The sequence below is a fragment of the Microcoleus sp. PH2017_24_DOB_U_A genome, assembly GCF_020738205.1.
Classification (GTDB): Bacteria; Cyanobacteriota; Cyanobacteriia; order Cyanobacteriales; family Microcoleaceae; genus Microcoleus.
In genome coordinates this window covers 28315-44332 of sequence record NZ_JAEQCT010000025.1, presented here as the reverse complement: position 1 = coordinate 44332, position 16018 = coordinate 28315, and the positions used below count along the sequence as shown (strand labels likewise).

At 46.2% G+C, this 16018-nt stretch carries 10 protein-coding genes; 8 read left to right on the top strand and 2 right to left on the bottom strand.

The genetic code is table 11. The features are described 5' to 3' along the window. Positions 1-19: 19 nt before the first annotated feature. Positions 20-619 (bottom strand): pentapeptide repeat-containing protein, encoded by a 600-nt coding sequence (locus JGK07_RS05255; protein WP_293176417.1) that lies wholly within the window; start codon positions 617-619, stop codon positions 20-22. A 633-nt stretch (positions 620-1252) separates the two neighbouring features. Here JGK07_RS05255 and purL point away from each other — a divergent pair. The 7 genes from purL (at position 1253) to JGK07_RS05220 (ending at position 10361) form a co-directional block, all read left to right on the top strand. Beyond that, on the top strand, positions 1253-3835 hold the full coding sequence (gene purL, locus JGK07_RS05250) for a phosphoribosylformylglycinamidine synthase subunit PurL (RefSeq protein WP_293176414.1): 2583 nt from the start codon (positions 1253-1255) through the stop codon (positions 3833-3835). 119 nt (positions 3836-3954) lie between these two features. After that, the gene (locus JGK07_RS05245) at positions 3955-4758 is read left to right on the top strand and encodes a formylglycine-generating enzyme family protein (protein WP_366034683.1); all 804 of its coding nucleotides are present in this window, start codon (positions 3955-3957) and stop codon (positions 4756-4758) included. A 124-nt stretch (positions 4759-4882) separates the two neighbouring features. Continuing rightward, positions 4883-5098 (top strand): hypothetical protein, encoded by a 216-nt coding sequence (locus JGK07_RS05240; RefSeq protein WP_293176412.1) that lies wholly within the window; start codon positions 4883-4885, stop codon positions 5096-5098. 5 nt (positions 5099-5103) lie between these two features. After that, a complete protein-coding gene (locus tag JGK07_RS05235) occupies positions 5104-5508 on the top strand; it encodes a hypothetical protein (protein WP_293176410.1) in 405 nt (134 codons plus the stop codon). A 32-nt stretch (positions 5509-5540) separates the two neighbouring features. Beyond that, complete coding sequence (locus JGK07_RS05230) at positions 5541-5975, top strand: hypothetical protein (protein WP_293210239.1); 435 nt, start codon at positions 5541-5543, stop codon at positions 5973-5975. Between the two features lie 778 nt (positions 5976-6753). After that, positions 6754-8220, top strand: a complete 1467-nt coding sequence (gene purF / locus JGK07_RS05225; protein ID WP_293176406.1) for an amidophosphoribosyltransferase — start codon at positions 6754-6756, stop codon at positions 8218-8220. A gap of 1064 nt (positions 8221-9284) precedes the next feature. Next, positions 9285-10361, top strand: coding sequence for a DUF3474 domain-containing protein (locus JGK07_RS05220; RefSeq protein ID WP_293176404.1), 1077 nt, complete (start codon positions 9285-9287; stop codon positions 10359-10361). A gap of 139 nt (positions 10362-10500) precedes the next feature. Here the strand turns inward: JGK07_RS05220 and JGK07_RS05215 are convergent, their stop codons facing one another. Then, positions 10501-11865, bottom strand: coding sequence for a calcium-binding protein (locus JGK07_RS05215; protein WP_293176402.1), 1365 nt, complete (start codon positions 11863-11865; stop codon positions 10501-10503). Positions 11866-12335: 470 nt separating this feature from the next. Between JGK07_RS05215 and JGK07_RS05210 the strand changes: the two genes are divergently transcribed. Beyond that, a complete protein-coding gene (locus tag JGK07_RS05210) occupies positions 12336-16013 on the top strand; it encodes an NB-ARC domain-containing protein (RefSeq protein ID WP_293210237.1) in 3678 nt (1225 codons plus the stop codon). Positions 16014-16018: the final 5 nt, after the last annotated feature.

The window sequence follows — 16018 nt, the reverse complement described above, 5'->3', positions numbered from 1 at the left end:
CGCGAACTAATTGTGCAGCTTACCACGGCAAGCCTCGCGCATCGGAAAAATCAGCATCGAGAACCGCCCCCGGATCGAATATAGCGCCAGTTAAATCAGCTTTTCTAAACGACGTTACTGACAATTTTTCGATTTCTTCAACCGCGATAAAAAAGCCGATCGCACATAACCCCAAAATAACCCCAGAAACCAAAAATAAACCAATTCCCCTCAGAGTATCCCCGCCCAAAAATGTCACAATACCGTTAGCGCCGATCGCAGCAGCAGCCCCAGCTACAGCCCCCGCCACAATTCCCGCCTCGCCCCGAGTCGCAGCAATCGCCGTCGCAGCAGTTCCCGCCACAGCCACAGCCCCCGCATCCACCCCGCCAATCAGTCCAATCAAAGCCCCAGCAGCCGTCACTATCACCGCTGTTACGCCAGCCCTAGCAATCAATTTTTTTACTCGGCGGCGGCTTTGTCCGGTTCTGACGCCCTGAAAATTTGCCCCTCTCAAAATCGCCCCGGTGAAATTGCAGCCTCGAATGTCGCAACCGCTGAAGTTCGCCCCTGATAAATCCAGCCCTTTAAATGAACGGTTCCGCAAGTTTTGGTTGGCAAAATTGAGATTTTGAGTCATAAGGAAGAGGGAAGAAGGAAGAAGGAAGAGGGAAGAAGGAAGAGGGAAGAAGGAAGAGGGAAGAGGGAAGAGGGTTTGAGGAATTAAGCATATCTTAACTGTCGGGTGCGACTTCTTTAGCAGAAAATAAGATATATGTCAATTATTATCCGATATTTGGTAACTTCTCAGTTTCCCTGTACGATCGATCGCGTCCTAGGAACTCATCGGAGCCGCCAAAAACTGCTACGATCTTTGAGATTAAGTTGACAACAATGCAGCCCCTTCAATTCATGCTAGAAATTAAAATCTGAATGCTGTTATCCACAAACTCTGTCATCCTAGAAATTAGCATTAACAGTCCTGGATGGACGAGTGGTCAGAAACCGGGTTTTTTACCGAAAAGATTTGGGTGCATCTGGCGCAAGACAAATATGTTTGTAGGGGCGAAGCATGACCGCAGTCAATATGGGATTATAACTAATAATTTATATGCGGTCATGCTTCGCCCTCCTCAAAAACCAGATGCACCCAAAGATTTCCTTCCAACCCTCAGATTAAATAAAAAACCCGGTTTCTTTGGTCTTGATACCTAAATCCCGATCGACAAAATCCCAAGTCGGGATGTAAAATCTACAAAACATCGCAATTATTATGCCAAACCTCCCATTTTCCCCCGAACAAATTGCCGCTGAAAGACTCAAACCCGAAGAATATGAAGAAATCGTTCAGCGTCTCGGCCGCCATCCCAATAAGGCTGAATTGGGAATGTTCGGCGTGATGTGGAGCGAACACTGCTGCTACAAAAATTCGCGGCCGCTATTAAAACAGTTTCCCACAGAGGGCGATCGCATTCTCGTCGGCCCTGGAGAAAATGCCGGCGTCGTAGACTTGGGAGATGGCTTGCAACTTGCTTTCAAAATTGAATCCCACAACCACCCGTCAGCAGTGGAACCTTTCCAAGGTGCTGCAACTGGCGTCGGTGGGATTCTCCGCGATATCTTTACAATGGGTGCTCGCCCGATCGCACTTTTGAATTCTCTACGTTTCGGCAATTTAGATGATAGCAAAACTCAGAGATTGTTCAAAGGTGTTGTATCGGGAATCAGTCACTACGGAAACTGCATCGGCGTACCCACGGTTGGCGGCGAAGTTTATTTCGATGCTGCTTATTCTGAAAACCCGCTAGTTAATGTCATGGCTTTGGGTTTAATGGAAACTCAAGAAATTGTTAAATCTGGCGCATCGGGAATCGGAAATCCTGTGCTTTATGTGGGTTCAACTACTGGCAGAGATGGCATGGGAGGCGCAAGTTTTGCTAGTGCAGAATTGACCGACAAATCAATGGATGACCGCCCAGCAGTCCAAGTAGGAGATCCGTTTCTCGAAAAATCCTTAATTGAAGCTTGTTTGGCAGCATTCAAAACTGGTGCTGTCGTCGCCGCCCAAGATATGGGCGCGGCAGGAATCACCTGTTCGACATCGGAAATGGCAGCCAAAGGTGGTGTCGGAATTGAATTTGATTTAGATAAAGTTCCGGTTCGAGAAAGCGGTATGGTTCCCTACGAATACCTGCTTTCGGAATCGCAAGAACGGATGTTGTTTGTCGCACAGAAAGGACGGGAACAGGAATTAATTGATATTTTTCATCGCTGGGGATTGCACGCCGTAGTCGCGGGGACAGTCATCGCAGAGCCGATCGTCCGAATTCTGTTTAAAGGCGAAATCGCTGCTGAAATTACCGCGACTGCTTTGGCAGATAATACGCCAATTTATCACCGCGAATTGTTAACGGAAGCGCCAGAATATGCTAGAAAAGCATGGGAATGGACGGCGGACAAGTTGCCGGAATGCACCGCAGCCGGTATCGAAGTTCAAGGTGATTTCCAAACTTGGAATCAGATTTTGCTGACTCTTTTAGATACTCCCACCATCGCTTCTAAACGCTGGGTTTATCGCCAATACGACCATCAGGTGCAAAATAATACTGTTGTTTTGCCGGGAGGCGCTGATGCTGCTGTGGTCAGATTGCGGCCTCTGGAACCATGTCAAAAAGAACCCCCCCAACCCCCCCTTGCTAAGGGGGGGCTACAAGAGGAAGAACCCGCCCTTACTAAGGCGACGCTACAAGAGGAAGCAGAAGCTATTCCCTTATTTAAGAAAGCACAAGGAAGAGAAACTGCCGAATTTTCTCCCCCCCTTGTAGGGGCGGTGCCCCCGTGCCCGCCCTCGCCAGGGGGGGTTATTCCCGGAGTTGCGGCGACGGTTGATTGCAATTCTCGCTATGTTTATCTCGACCCTTATGAAGGTGCAAAAGCCGTCGTAGCGGAAGCAGCGAGAAACTTAAGTTGTGTCGGTGCTGAACCTATTGCAGTTACGGACAATCTCAATTTTGGCAGTCCCGAAAAACCTGTAGGATATTGGCAGTTAGCATCGGCTTGTCGCGGGATTGCTGATGCTTGTCGCGAGTTGAAAACACCTGTGACTGGGGGTAATGTTTCTCTGTACAATGAAACGGTTGATTCTGATGGCAATCCTCAACCGATTTATCCAACTCCGGTAATCGGAATGGTGGGATTGATTCCAGATTTGACGAAGATTTGCGGTCAAGGTTGGCAAAAGAAGGGCGATTTAATTTATGTGTTGGGAATTGGAGCAAATAGTCAGGATGAACTGACCTTTTTTCAATCGGCTAATTCTGAATTGAAAACTGAAACTCCGAAGAAATCGGCTTTTGCTACTCTCGGAGGTTCGGAATATTTAGCGGCAGTTCACGGGATTGTAGCGGGGAAACCGCCAAGGATTAATTTTGAATTGGAAAGGAAAGTGCAATCAGTTTGTCGCGATGGAATCCGTAGCGGTTGGGTTTGTTCCGCCCACGATGCTGCGGAAGGTGGAATTGCGATCGCCCTGGCGGAATCCTGCATCTCTGGTAAACTGGGTGCGGAAATCCATCTGGGCTTGAATTCGGCAAATGTTAGCCGTTGGGATGAAGTTGTGTTTGGTGAAATGGGCAACTGCATTATTGTTTCCATCGCGCCGGAAAATCAAGGAGTTTGGGAAGCTTACTTGCAAGAACATTTGGCTAAAATGTGGCAGAAAATCGGTGTAGTTGGGGGTGCTGACTCGCCTTTGCGGGTGTTGAGTGCGGATAATTTGGGGTTGATTGAGGTCGGGATGGGTGATATGGGCGATCGGTTCTATAATGCGATCGAGCGTCGAATTGGATCTGTTTGATTTCGAGGGATAAGTAGCGGTGGTTGAAAGTGCCTGGTTTCAACCACCGCTACACTGACAAAACCCGCCTGCGCGGGTTAAATTTCTACAATATATTTTCTTCTTTAAAACCCACAATTATGAGAAATTTACAAACGTTTGATTTTGAAACATTGACAGTTGATGTCCAGGGTAATATAACTAACCGTAAAGACAATCAAGCACAATTTATTAGCGAAGATTTAGGTGGCGGTGCAAGCTTAGAAATGATAGCAATCCCTGGAGGCAGTTTCCTGATGGGCTCCCCCACTGAGGAAGTAGGGAAAGAAAATATGGAAAATCCGCAACACAAAGTTAACATCTCTCCTTTTTTTATGGGCAAGTATGAAGTCACTCAAGAACAATACCAAGCGGTGATGGGAAATAACCCATCTAAATTCAAAGGCGCGAAACGTCCTGTAGAAAAAGTAAGTTGGAATGATGCTGTGGAATTCTGCGAGAAACTTTCCCAAAAAACAGGCAAGACTTATCGCTTACCTTCGGAAGCCGAGTGGGAATATGCTTGTCGCGCGAGAACTAAAACACCTTTTCACTTTGGCGAAACAATTACCGCGGATTTAGTCAATTATAGTGGCTATCCCTATGGTTCTGCACAATGGGAACCTTCCCGCAAAGAAACAACGGATGTCGGGAGTTTTCCTCCGAATGCTTTTGGACTTTACGATATGCACGGGAATGTTAACGAATGGTGCAGCGATAGCGTGAATTTTAACTACAATGGCGCACCAAATGATGGAAGTTCTTGGGAAACTCACTCTGACTTGAGAGTTCTTCGTGGCGGTTCCTGGAAATGTCATGCGGTGAATTGTCGCAGTGCCTATCGCTCCGGGAATAGGGCAGGCGACGACGACAGAGGTTTTCGCGTTGCTCTTGTTTCTGGGTAGTCTCACTTGTAGGTGCGTCGCTATCAACAATCTACAAATCAAATTGACAATCTCACAGCGACGCACCCTACAAACACTGTTCACCTGCTATCATCAAGATAGACGCATCGTAGGAAAACAACCGATGACACTAACAGAATTACTCCCTACCATTAAAAAACTGTCTGCGATCGATAAACGAGAGTTAATCCGTATTCTTATGGCGGAAGAAGATATCAGTCAGAATATTTTTCCTTTGGAACCTTACAAGACTTACTACTTGCCAACTCCCTACAATACTTTTGGTGCTGGTACAGCTTTGATGCAGGCAATGAATCTGGCTAACAGCAACGAAAAGTGAGTATTATGCGATTTCAATACTCTACCAATCACCCCTCTCAAGATGAGTTTGACAGCTTACCGCGCATTCCCTTGATTCTGCACCACAATAACCAGAGAGTCGAAGTTGTTGGGTTAGTAGACAGCGGTGCAACAGTGAGTGTATTGCCTTACAAAATAGGAATTCAGCTTGGCTTAGTGTGGGATGACAGCAAAGCCATTATTCGACTGGCTGGTAACGTTGGTAATCAACCAGCGATGCCAGTATTTTTCATGGCTGAAATAGGGGAGTTTGCTCCGGTAAGATTAGTATTTGCTTGGGCAAAAAGTGATAGCGTATCATTGATTCTGGGACAGACAAATTTTTTCTTAGAATTTGACGTTCACTTTTATCGTTCTCGGCTTGAGTTTGATATTGAGCTGAAGCGTTAATTTCCACCATAATTTATTGGCACGGTAATTCTATGACTGCTACAACCGATCGCCCTTTAAAACATTTTTGCATAGAAGACCTGAAAAGTGCCGACCTCACAGGTATTTCTCTCATCCCTCAACCTTTAACCTTGCGTTTGGACTTTACTTTCGGAACCGGGATCTACGATACTGCGATCGAATTCTATCAACTCGTGCATCAGGTAATCTCTCAACCTGTCAACTCCGACTCAGAAGACTCTTGCTTCTGGGTAGGTAACGCAGAATTAAGACAACTGACAGAAGATAAGAGTCAAATTTTATCTGCTTTGTCCTATCCTTTTCAAAATCAAGAGGGTTTGGTTGAGACAGGTTCTTCAACTCTTTTCTACTTTCGGCTGGAAGGAGATATTTGTATCGAAGTAGTTTGCGGTAGTTACAAAATTTTTCAAGAATTGGAAGCGGCGGTTGAAACCGCGTCTAGATAAACAAAACCCGGAGGATGTGCGGGTTGAAGCCGTAGGGTGCGTCGCTATCAACAATCTACAAATCAAATCGACAATCTCGCAGCGACGCACCACATAATAGCAAGTGCATGGACTTAATCCGTAGGGTGCGTCGCATCGAAAATCTGCAATTTCGATCGACAATCTCGCAGCGACGCACCACACAATAGTAAGGTGCATCGCCATCTACAATCTGCAAGTTTCATCAAGAATCTCGCAGCGACGCACCCTACCAATTAGACTGAAAAATTTATCTGCTCTGTGCTATTGACATAACTTGTCGTGTCAAAAATGATTTATATGGCCGCACAGATTCCCATGATGATATAGTATGTCAATCTCACACAAAAGTCAAGAGCGATCGCCATTAAATGCTAATATTTCAAACAGCCCGTGAAGCGTAGCTATCCCGTAGGAAATCGCCCTCGATATCTTAATCTTTGAAAAAGACCTATTTGCCCTACAAAATCTATCGATTTGCGAATCCCGAATTACTTATGCGGGTTTTCCCCCCGTTAGCGAAGCCCTCGAAGAGGATCGCCCCCCGTGAATAAACGCTACTATCAGAGATATGGGCGATCGATATTACAATCCCCTTAAACGCCCCACATCCCCAGCCAGAATGCCAAACAACTTGAAATTAATGTTCGATCCGTGGCAATATTAAGGAATTATTAAGTTATGCGACGCGATCGCAAACAAAACTTCCCGCTGAAACTTTCCCGCTAACCCACCGTTCCCATTAGGAGCCCACCCATCTATGATTCCCAACCATTCCTTCGAGGCTGACGAGCATTCTAGCAAACCAGACAAGCCCGAGGAAGCTTGCGGCGTTTTCGGTATCTACGCACCGGGTGAAGATGTCGCCAAGTTGACCTACTTCGGCTTGTATGCTTTGCAGCACCGAGGTCAGGAATCCGCCGGAATTGCTACTTTTGATGGTGAAACAGTCCACCTGCACAAGGAGATGGGACTGGTTTCCCAAGTCTTCAACGAATCGAATTTAGGTCATTTGCCCGGTAACTTAGCCGTAGGGCACACTCGCTACTCTACTACCGGCTCGTCCCGCGTGGTCAACGCTCAGCCTGTGGTTGTCGAAACTCGCTTGGGAAGTCTGGCTCTAGCACATAACGGGAATCTTGTCAATACTAAAGAATTGCGGGAAGAATTGCTGTCTCGGAAGTGCGAGTTTGTCAGCACGACGGATTCAGAGGCGATCGCAGTGGCGATCGGTTGGGAGGTAGACCAGGGCAAAGACTGGCTGGAAGCTGCGATCAGTGCCTTTGCTATGTGCCAAGGAGCCTTTAGTTTGACGATCGCCACCCCCCAAGGCGTCATGGGAGTCCGCGACCCCCACGGCGTCCGCCCGCTGGTAATTGGCACCCTCCCCACAACTCCGCAACGGTACGTTTTAGCATCGGAAACCTGCGGATTAGATATTATCGGTGCTGAATTTTTGCGGGACGTAGAACCGGGAGAATTAGTTTGGATTACAGAGGAAGGTATGGCTTCTTTCCACTGGAGTCAGCAGCAAAAACGCAAACTTTGCGTCTTTGAAATGATCTATTTTGCTCGACCAGACAGCATTATGGAAGGTGAAAATTTATATACCTACCGACTGCGGATCGGGCGGAGGTTGGCAGTCGAATCTCCGATTGATGCTGATATAGTCATCGGTGTTCCCGATTCTGGAATCCCAGCGGCGATCGGCTTTTCTCAAGCTTCCGGCATTCCTTACGCCGAAGGATTGATTAAAAATCGCTACGTCGGACGCACTTTTATTCAACCGACTCAGACAATGCGCGAGTCAGGAATCCGCATGAAACTCAACCCTCTCAAAGATGTGTTGGAAGGAAAGCGGGTCATTATTATCGACGATTCTATCGTCCGCGGCACTACCAGCCGCAAAATTGTCAAAGCCTTGCGGGATGCGGGCGCCACCGAAGTTCACATGAGAATTTCTTCGCCCCCAGTGACTCATCCTTGTTTTTACGGCATCGACACCGACAATCAAGATCAGTTGATTGCTGCTACCAAGTCCGTCGCCGAAATTGGCGTTCAAATTGGGGTGGATTCCTTGGCTTTCTTGAGCCGGGAAGGAATGCTGAGTGCGACTAACGAAGACACGAAAAGTTTTTGTTCGGCGTGTTTCACCGGCGATTATCCGATCGAGATTCCGGAAATGGTCAAACGGGCGAAGCTCTTATTAGAAAAGGCTGCAACCTAGAAAACCAAACAGCGAGAAAGCGATCGCCAGTCAGTAGATTTTAGATTTTAGATTTTAGATTTTAGATTTTAGATTCACACGGCTCGCACAGTGAATCTGATATCTAAAACTTTAGTCTAAAACTCTGCTGTATTCGCGACGATTGTTTAGCGCTTCTATCCGTTTTTGGGTAAGTAGGTGGGTGTAAATAAATCGGTTCATGTAACAGAACGTAAAGCAACCGTAACCCCTGCGTAGCCGCGTGCCTGCCCGTTGGCGAAGCCGCCCTGAAAGGGCTAGGGCTTATGCTTCGCTTCACTTCGTTTCGCTCTCTTCGGACATACTTGTGTATTTTCATACTCATCTACTTAGCTCGCTTTCCGCGATTTGTCGATTGAAAAAAATTTTCTGGTAAGTCATTGCCAGAGTGTGTGTAGAAATGTTAAATTAACTTAGCTCTAGCAACTCTGGCAGAATTTGTGAACTGTAGGGAGCGATCAGTTGGGTAGAACTCAATAGGCTTGGTTTAAGACAGATCCCCCCTAACCCCCGTTAAAAAGGGGGGACAAGAATCTTCTCAAAGTCCCCCTTCTTAAGGGGGATGCGAGGGGGATCTCCGGGCAATAAACAGTGTTAGCCCAAGCGTATTGAGGTAGAGCTTGATGTGAAACCCAAGACTCCGATTTGAGATTTCGGATTTGAGATTTGTCCTTGAATCTAAAATCGCCAATCTAAAATCGATCGGCTCAACCTACACTCTCGTTGACAATACCTGCTGGAAATGTTGTATGCTACCTGCGAACTGGAGATAGTTTCTCCAGAAAGTGCGATCTCAAATTGAAGTCGCATTTCGTACCAACAACGGACACATAGGATTTTTTCAGATAACAGGGTCGATCGCGCTAAATCTCCCCACACAAATATTCTACAAGCCAACTTGCTTGAGAATCGCGGGCGGGCGATTCATGCGGAACTAAAGAACTTTAGAAACCCTTGCAGAGTAAAAAATATGGCTCCTTGCGGGCTGAAAGTGAAAGTTAAAAGGCGGAATGCGGTTTCTCAAGTCAGCTTAAATCGGAAACTTCGTGCAATTAGATACTGTTCTCAATCAGCCGAGCAATACCAGCTCATCCTCTCGTACAAAAGAGTTACCTTTTACTCTTGGTGATGTCAAAGCAGCCATTCCAGCCCATTGTTTTGAACCCTCGGCTTGGAGATCTCTAGCTTATTTCTTTTTGGATCTTGGAATTATCGCAGGTTTATACGCGATCGCCTACAGCCTAGATTCCTGGTTATTTTATCCAATCTTCTGGTTCATGCAGGGAACCATGTTTTGGGCATTGTTTGTAGTCGGGCACGACTGCGGGCACGGTTCATTTTCTAAGAGCAAATGGCTCAACAACCTGATCGGACACCTTTCCCACGCACCCATTCTCGTACCCTTCCACGGTTGGCGGATCAGCCACAGAACCCACCACGCCAATACAGGCAGCTTGGACAACGATGAAAGCTGGTATCCAGTGTCGGAGAGCAAATACAATCAAATGCCCTGGTACGAGAAGCTGGGACGCTTTTATTTGATGTTATTTGCCTATCCAATTTATCTGTTTCGGCGATCGCCCGATCGGGTAGGTTCTCACTTCATGCCCGGTAGCCCGATTTTCCGTCCATCCGAAAAAGCGGACGTATTGACGAGTTCCGCATCATTGGTATTGATGGTAGCCTTTTTGGGTGCGTTAACCTATCAATTTGGTTGGCTGTTTTTACTGAAGTTCTACCTAGTTCCCTACGTAATCTTCGTAATGTGGCTGGATTTGGTAACATTCCTGCACCACACAGAAGCCGATATTCCCTGGTATCGCGGAGATGACTGGTATTTCTTGAAAGGTGCGCTATCTACGATCGATCGCGATTACGGAATCATCAATTCCATCCATCACGACATCGGCACCCACGTCGCCCACCACATCTTCTCGACAATGCCGCACTATCACTTGAAGGAAGCCACAGAAGCCATCAAGCCACTGTTGGGCGATTATTATCGCAAATCAACCGATCCCATTTGGAAGAGCTTTATTCGCTCTTACTGGGATTGTCACTTTGTTTCCGATACAGGTTCTGGAGTTTACTACGAATCGCCTAACAGTCGGAAATCGAATTGAGTTAGCAGGTTAATTTAATAGTGGACAATTGACTATTGACAATTGTCCACTGTTTAAAACTCTTCCGACTCAAAAACCCGGTTTTGCAATAAAACCGGGTTTCTTTTATTTACATTTTTTCCAATCCCATACAACTTCCCTACGCCACAATCCGAATATTTGAAGCACTCAGCAGAGGAGCACCACCCGCTACGTTTCCAGGATTGAGATCCGCAATAAAACCGCCCTCTGCATCTCCGCCAACTAGGATAGAACCGTTGCGGTTAAAAGACAAATCGCCACTTACACGATTGTAAGTAATTTTGGCATTGCTTGAAAACTGTTCGATGAAACTATCTACAACTTCAAATTCCGAACTGAGTAACGTTCCACCAGCAGCAGTGATAAGAGTATCGAAAGTCTTTTTGGATAGAACGAATTTGTCGGAACTAACGCTGAAAGAAGTGACAGTATCAAGGCCAACATCGGAAGCAATAAATGCTCGACCAGTTTCGTAAAGGAATCGATCGGCACCAGCACCGCCAGTGAGCAAATCGTTACCAGATCCACCATTGAGAGTGTCATCGCCGCTGCCACCGGTGAGAGTGTCATTGGCACCTTCTCCATCCAAAAAGTCATTGCCACTGCCACCAATGAGGACGTTACTGCCAATTCCACCATCGAGGGTAACAGATCCTAAGGTAAAAGCTGAAGCATCAATGTTGCCGGGAATATTGTTACTTTGGAAGACAAACAGTTCAGCATTCTCAATTCCATTCAGGCTATCAACCCCCTCACCCGTCACGCTGGTGTTAGTCAGCACGATGTTACTTCCAACAGCATTCACCTTGACTCGATCGATTCCAGCACCACCATTGATGACATCATTACCAGCACCACCGTTGAGGATGTCATCGCCATTGTTACCATTGAGAATGTCAATGCCATCACCACCATTGAGAGTATCATTGCCATCAAGACCGTTAATTGTATCATCCCCTGCTAAGCCACTCAAACTGTTATTAGCGGCATTACCGAGAATGCTATTCCCAAGGGCATTGCCAGTGCCGTTGATGTTAGCAGTTCCCACCAAAGTCAATCTTTCGATGTTGTTTGGTAGAGTGAAGCTGATAGGAGAATTAACGATGTCATTGCCTTCATTAGCCTGCTCGATAAAGGTGGCATTAAGTGAGCCGACACTGTAGGTATCGTTTCCGGGGCCGCCAGCGATAGTATCTGCACCTAAGCCTCCGTTAAGTACATCGTCGCCCGCACCACCATTGAGGCTGTCATTGCCCGTGCCTCCAAAAATATCCCCAACGAGAACGTCATTGCCTCCTCCACCGATCAGGGTGTCATTGCCAACTGCACCCAGAAGTTGGTCATTGCCCAATCCACCGAGGAGGGAATCATCGCCACCGTTACCATTGACAGTATCATCGCCTGCGAGGGCATCGATGAAGTTATTCGCTGCATCACCAAGAATTAAGTCGTTACCAGGGGTTGGGTTTCCGATAATCGCCATGATTTTGTTTCTCCTTATTTGTTTAGGTTTGAATGTTTCTCTTTTGTTACAAACTCAAGAAAATCATCCAAATGAATGATTGACAATTGAGCGACTCTTGCTGCGTACAATGCAAGTTTTGTTTCGCTCTAGACCCAAGTTAAGCAATCAGCTTTGATATGACGACAAGAAAAGGCCGTAAAAAGTCAGGAATAAATAGTCTGAAAAAGTCAGTACGATTAAGATTGGCAAGTTCGATGACCATTGTTCGTCCGCTGGCGGGCGATAAATGTTGAGATCGCTATTTTTGTAAAAACATAGAAAAATCTTGTTAAAGTAAGAGGACTCAGATTTTGCATCCACAGACTAGGCAGGCGAGATACTTACCTGCAAGAGGTTAATTTTTCTTGTGAGATGGGCTGGAAAACTTATCTCACGTAAAATAAGAAAAGCAAGATATCAGAAGACTAATTTAGGAGTGCTGTAAAGCCATGACTGTGGAAGAAGCACTGAAAATTTTAGATAGTGCGATCGCGCCAACTTCTCTGAGCAACATCCAAGAGATCGTATTTCGCCAATCTTGGGAAGGGCTATCTTATTTAGATATTGCTGGTAGCGCTGGCTATGATGCTAGTTATATAAAAGATGTGGGTTACAAGTTATGGCAACTACTCAGTCAAGCACTTGGAGAAAAGGTTACTAAAAGCAATCTTCAAGCAGTAATAGGGCGGCGAGCGCGTCAGGTATCCGTAGAATCATCCAGCACAGAGATACAAAAAATACAGCCACTGCAACAGCAAATTCAACAACAAGAATTTTCTACACACCGCCACTGGGGAGAAATCGTTGATGTCTCCGCATTCTACGGCCGAAATCAGGAATTAGCGCGACTGCAACAATGGATTGTGAGCGACTCCTGCCGTTTGGTTGCCTTGATTGGAATGGGTGGAATTGGCAAAACGTCACTGGCTGCAAAACTCGCGATCGCACTTCAAAATAACTTTGACTTCCTGATCTGGCAATCCTTACGCAACGCGCCACCAATTGAAGATGTATTGTTAAATTTGATTCAAATCCTTTCTGGGCAGCAAGAAACTGCACTCCCGACATCGCTGTCGGCTCAAATTTCTCAATTAATGGGATATTTACGTGCCTCACGCTGTCTTTTAATCCTGGATAACCTTGAGGCAATTCTCGGCAGTAATGATGGCGCAAAGTCCCCCGCAAATTTATCCAGCCCAGAAGCACAAAGACAGGCAGGATGCCTGCCAAACCAGAGTTTTCCCACAGGTATAGTAGAACAATATCGAGAAGGTTACGAGGGATATGGGGAACTTCTGACACGAGTGGGAAGCGAAGGGCATTCCAGTTGTCTGCTATTAACAAGTCGGGAAAAACCCACAACTTTGATGCCGTTGGAAGGCGAAAACTCACCTGTGCGAACCTTACCCTTAATAGGCTTAAGTTCCGAGGAAGTGCAAAATATTTTACAAGCCAATGGGTGTTTTTCCACAACAGAAACAGATTGGGTAAATTTAACTCAACATTATTGCGGAAATCCCCTAGCGCTCAAAATTGTCTCCACAACCGTGCGAGATTTATTTGATGGCAATATTACCAACTTTTTGGAGCATGGAGCGATCGCGTTTGGAGATATCAATATTCTGCTCGACGGGCAATTTCGTCGTTTGTCAGACTTGGAAAAGCAGATCGTGTATTGGCTGGCGATCGATCGAGAATGGATAACGCTTGCCGAGTTACGGGCGGATTTTGTTTCCCTCCCTTCACAATCTAAACTGCTGGATGCTTTGTTGTCGCTAAGAGGGCGATCGCTGATCGAAAAAAATGCCGGACAATTCACCTTGCAACCTGTGGTGATGGAGTACGTTACCGAACAGTTGATCGAGCGGTTCGAGCGGGAAATTCAGTCGCAGAATCTAGATTTATTCATAACCCACGCCCTGATTAAAGCCGAGGCTAAAGATTACGTCAGAGAAAGCCAAACTCGCTTAATTTTAGCACCGTTTGCCGAACGACTAATCGGCGAATACCGCTCTAATAAAGAGGTCGAATATCAACTAAATCAGGTTTTGTTTCGGATGCGATCGCAATTTCCTAACTCAGTGGGATATGCGGGTGGCAATTTGATTAACCTGTTACTTCAATTAAAAATAAATTTAAGCGACTATGATTTCTCGTACTTGAGTATCTGGCAAGCTTATCTGATTGGTACCAACTTGCATCGAGTGAACTTTGCCAATTCCGATCTATCTAAATCCGTTTTTACCAGCAATTCAAATGGGGCTGTATCTGTTGCCTTTAGCTCCGATGGTAATTTTTTGGCAGTCGGCAATGCGGATGGTAAGATTCGAGTCTGCCGCACCCAAGATTATCGAGATTTTCTCACCTGTGAAGGACACACCAGTTGGATTGCTCGTGTTGCTTTCAGTCCGAACAATCAAACTTTAGCAAGTGCCTCTTTTGACCATACCGTCAAGTTATGGGATTTGGCTACTGGTGAGTGTATTCAAACATTAAGAGAGCATACCGGATGGGCGGATTCTGTTGTATTTAGTCCAGACGGTCGAACCTTAGCTAGTGGTAGTTGGGACTGCACAATTAAGTTGTGGGATGTGGCAACGGGTGAATGTTTAAAGACGCTTCAGGGACATACCAATTTTGTAACATCGGTGATTTTTAGTCCCGAAGGTAAACTTTTGGCGACTTGTAGTTACGACAAAACTATAAAATTGTGGCTGCTTGAAACAGGGGAAATTATTAACACATTGCAAGGGCATACACACATCATTCGGTCGATTGCTTTTAGTCCAGATAATCAAACTCTGGTCAGTGGCAGTTGGGATGGTACTGTTCGCTTGTGGGAGATTTCTACAGGACAATGTTTAAAGATTTTGCGGGGACATACCGATCCTGTTGCAGGAGTCGCGTTTAGTCCCGATGGTTGCGCGATCGCTAGTGCCAGTTATGATTGCACGGTTCGACTCTGGGATGTTGCGACTGGACTGTGTTTCAAAATTATGCAGAAACACTGCGGTTGGATCTGGTCGATCGCATTTCACCCGCAAGGTCATACTCTAGCAAGTGGTAGCTTAGATTGCACCGTCACGCTCTGGAATCGGGAAACAGGAGAATCATTCAGGACGCTGCACGGCTACAGCGCTGGGATTAAATCGCTTGCTTTTAGTCCAGATGGACAGTTATTAGCCAGCGGTAGCGATGACACAACACTCAAATTATGGGATGTCCAATCTGGTGAGTGCAGCAAAACACTGCAAGGACATACAAATTGGGTTTGGTGGGTTGCCTTCAGTCCAGATGGTCAAATGCTTGCTAGCAGCAGTAATCGTGGCATTATCCGCTTGTGGGATGTCGCTACAGGTCAATTGCTGCGGGTAATGCAGGGGAGTACAAGCATTCCGAATGTCGTGTTTGCCATTAGCTTCAGTCCAGACGGTCGCACATTGGCAAGTAGCGATAATGCTCATACTCTCCGATTGTGGAACGTTCAGACTGGTGAATGCTGCCAAATTCTGTCAGATAATTGTCGTGCTTGGTCAGTTGCTTTCAGTCCAGATGGCACAATTTTAGCCAGTGGCAGCGATGATAGACTGGTGAGATTGTGGGATGTGCGTTCTGGGGAATGTTTCAAAACCCTTTCAGGTCATACCAGTTTGCTGTTTTCGGTTGCTTTTAGCCCAGATGGAAAGATTCTAGCAAGTAGCGGTGACGACAAAACGGTAAAACTGTGGGATGTTGAGTCTGGAGAATGTCTGAAAACCTTGCAAGGTCACGCAGCTTTAGTTTGGTGCGTGCGGTTTAGTTTAGATGGGCGAATTTTGGTCAGCGGCAGTCACGATAAAACAATTAAGTTGTGGAATGTGTGCTCCGGGGAATGTGTTAAAACCATCCAGAACTATACATCTGAAGTTTGGGCGATCGCAATTTCTCCCGATGGTAAGACCATAGCCAGCGGCAGCGCCGATGGAGCTATTAATCTGTGGGAAATGGAGACGGCAGAATCTGTTGGAAATATGCGATCGCCCAGGATTTATGAAGGCATGAATATTGCAGGTGTCACGGGTATAACCGATGCTCAAAAATCAACACTCAAGGCGCTCGGAGCAGTGGAAATTGCGAATAGTTATTAGTTATA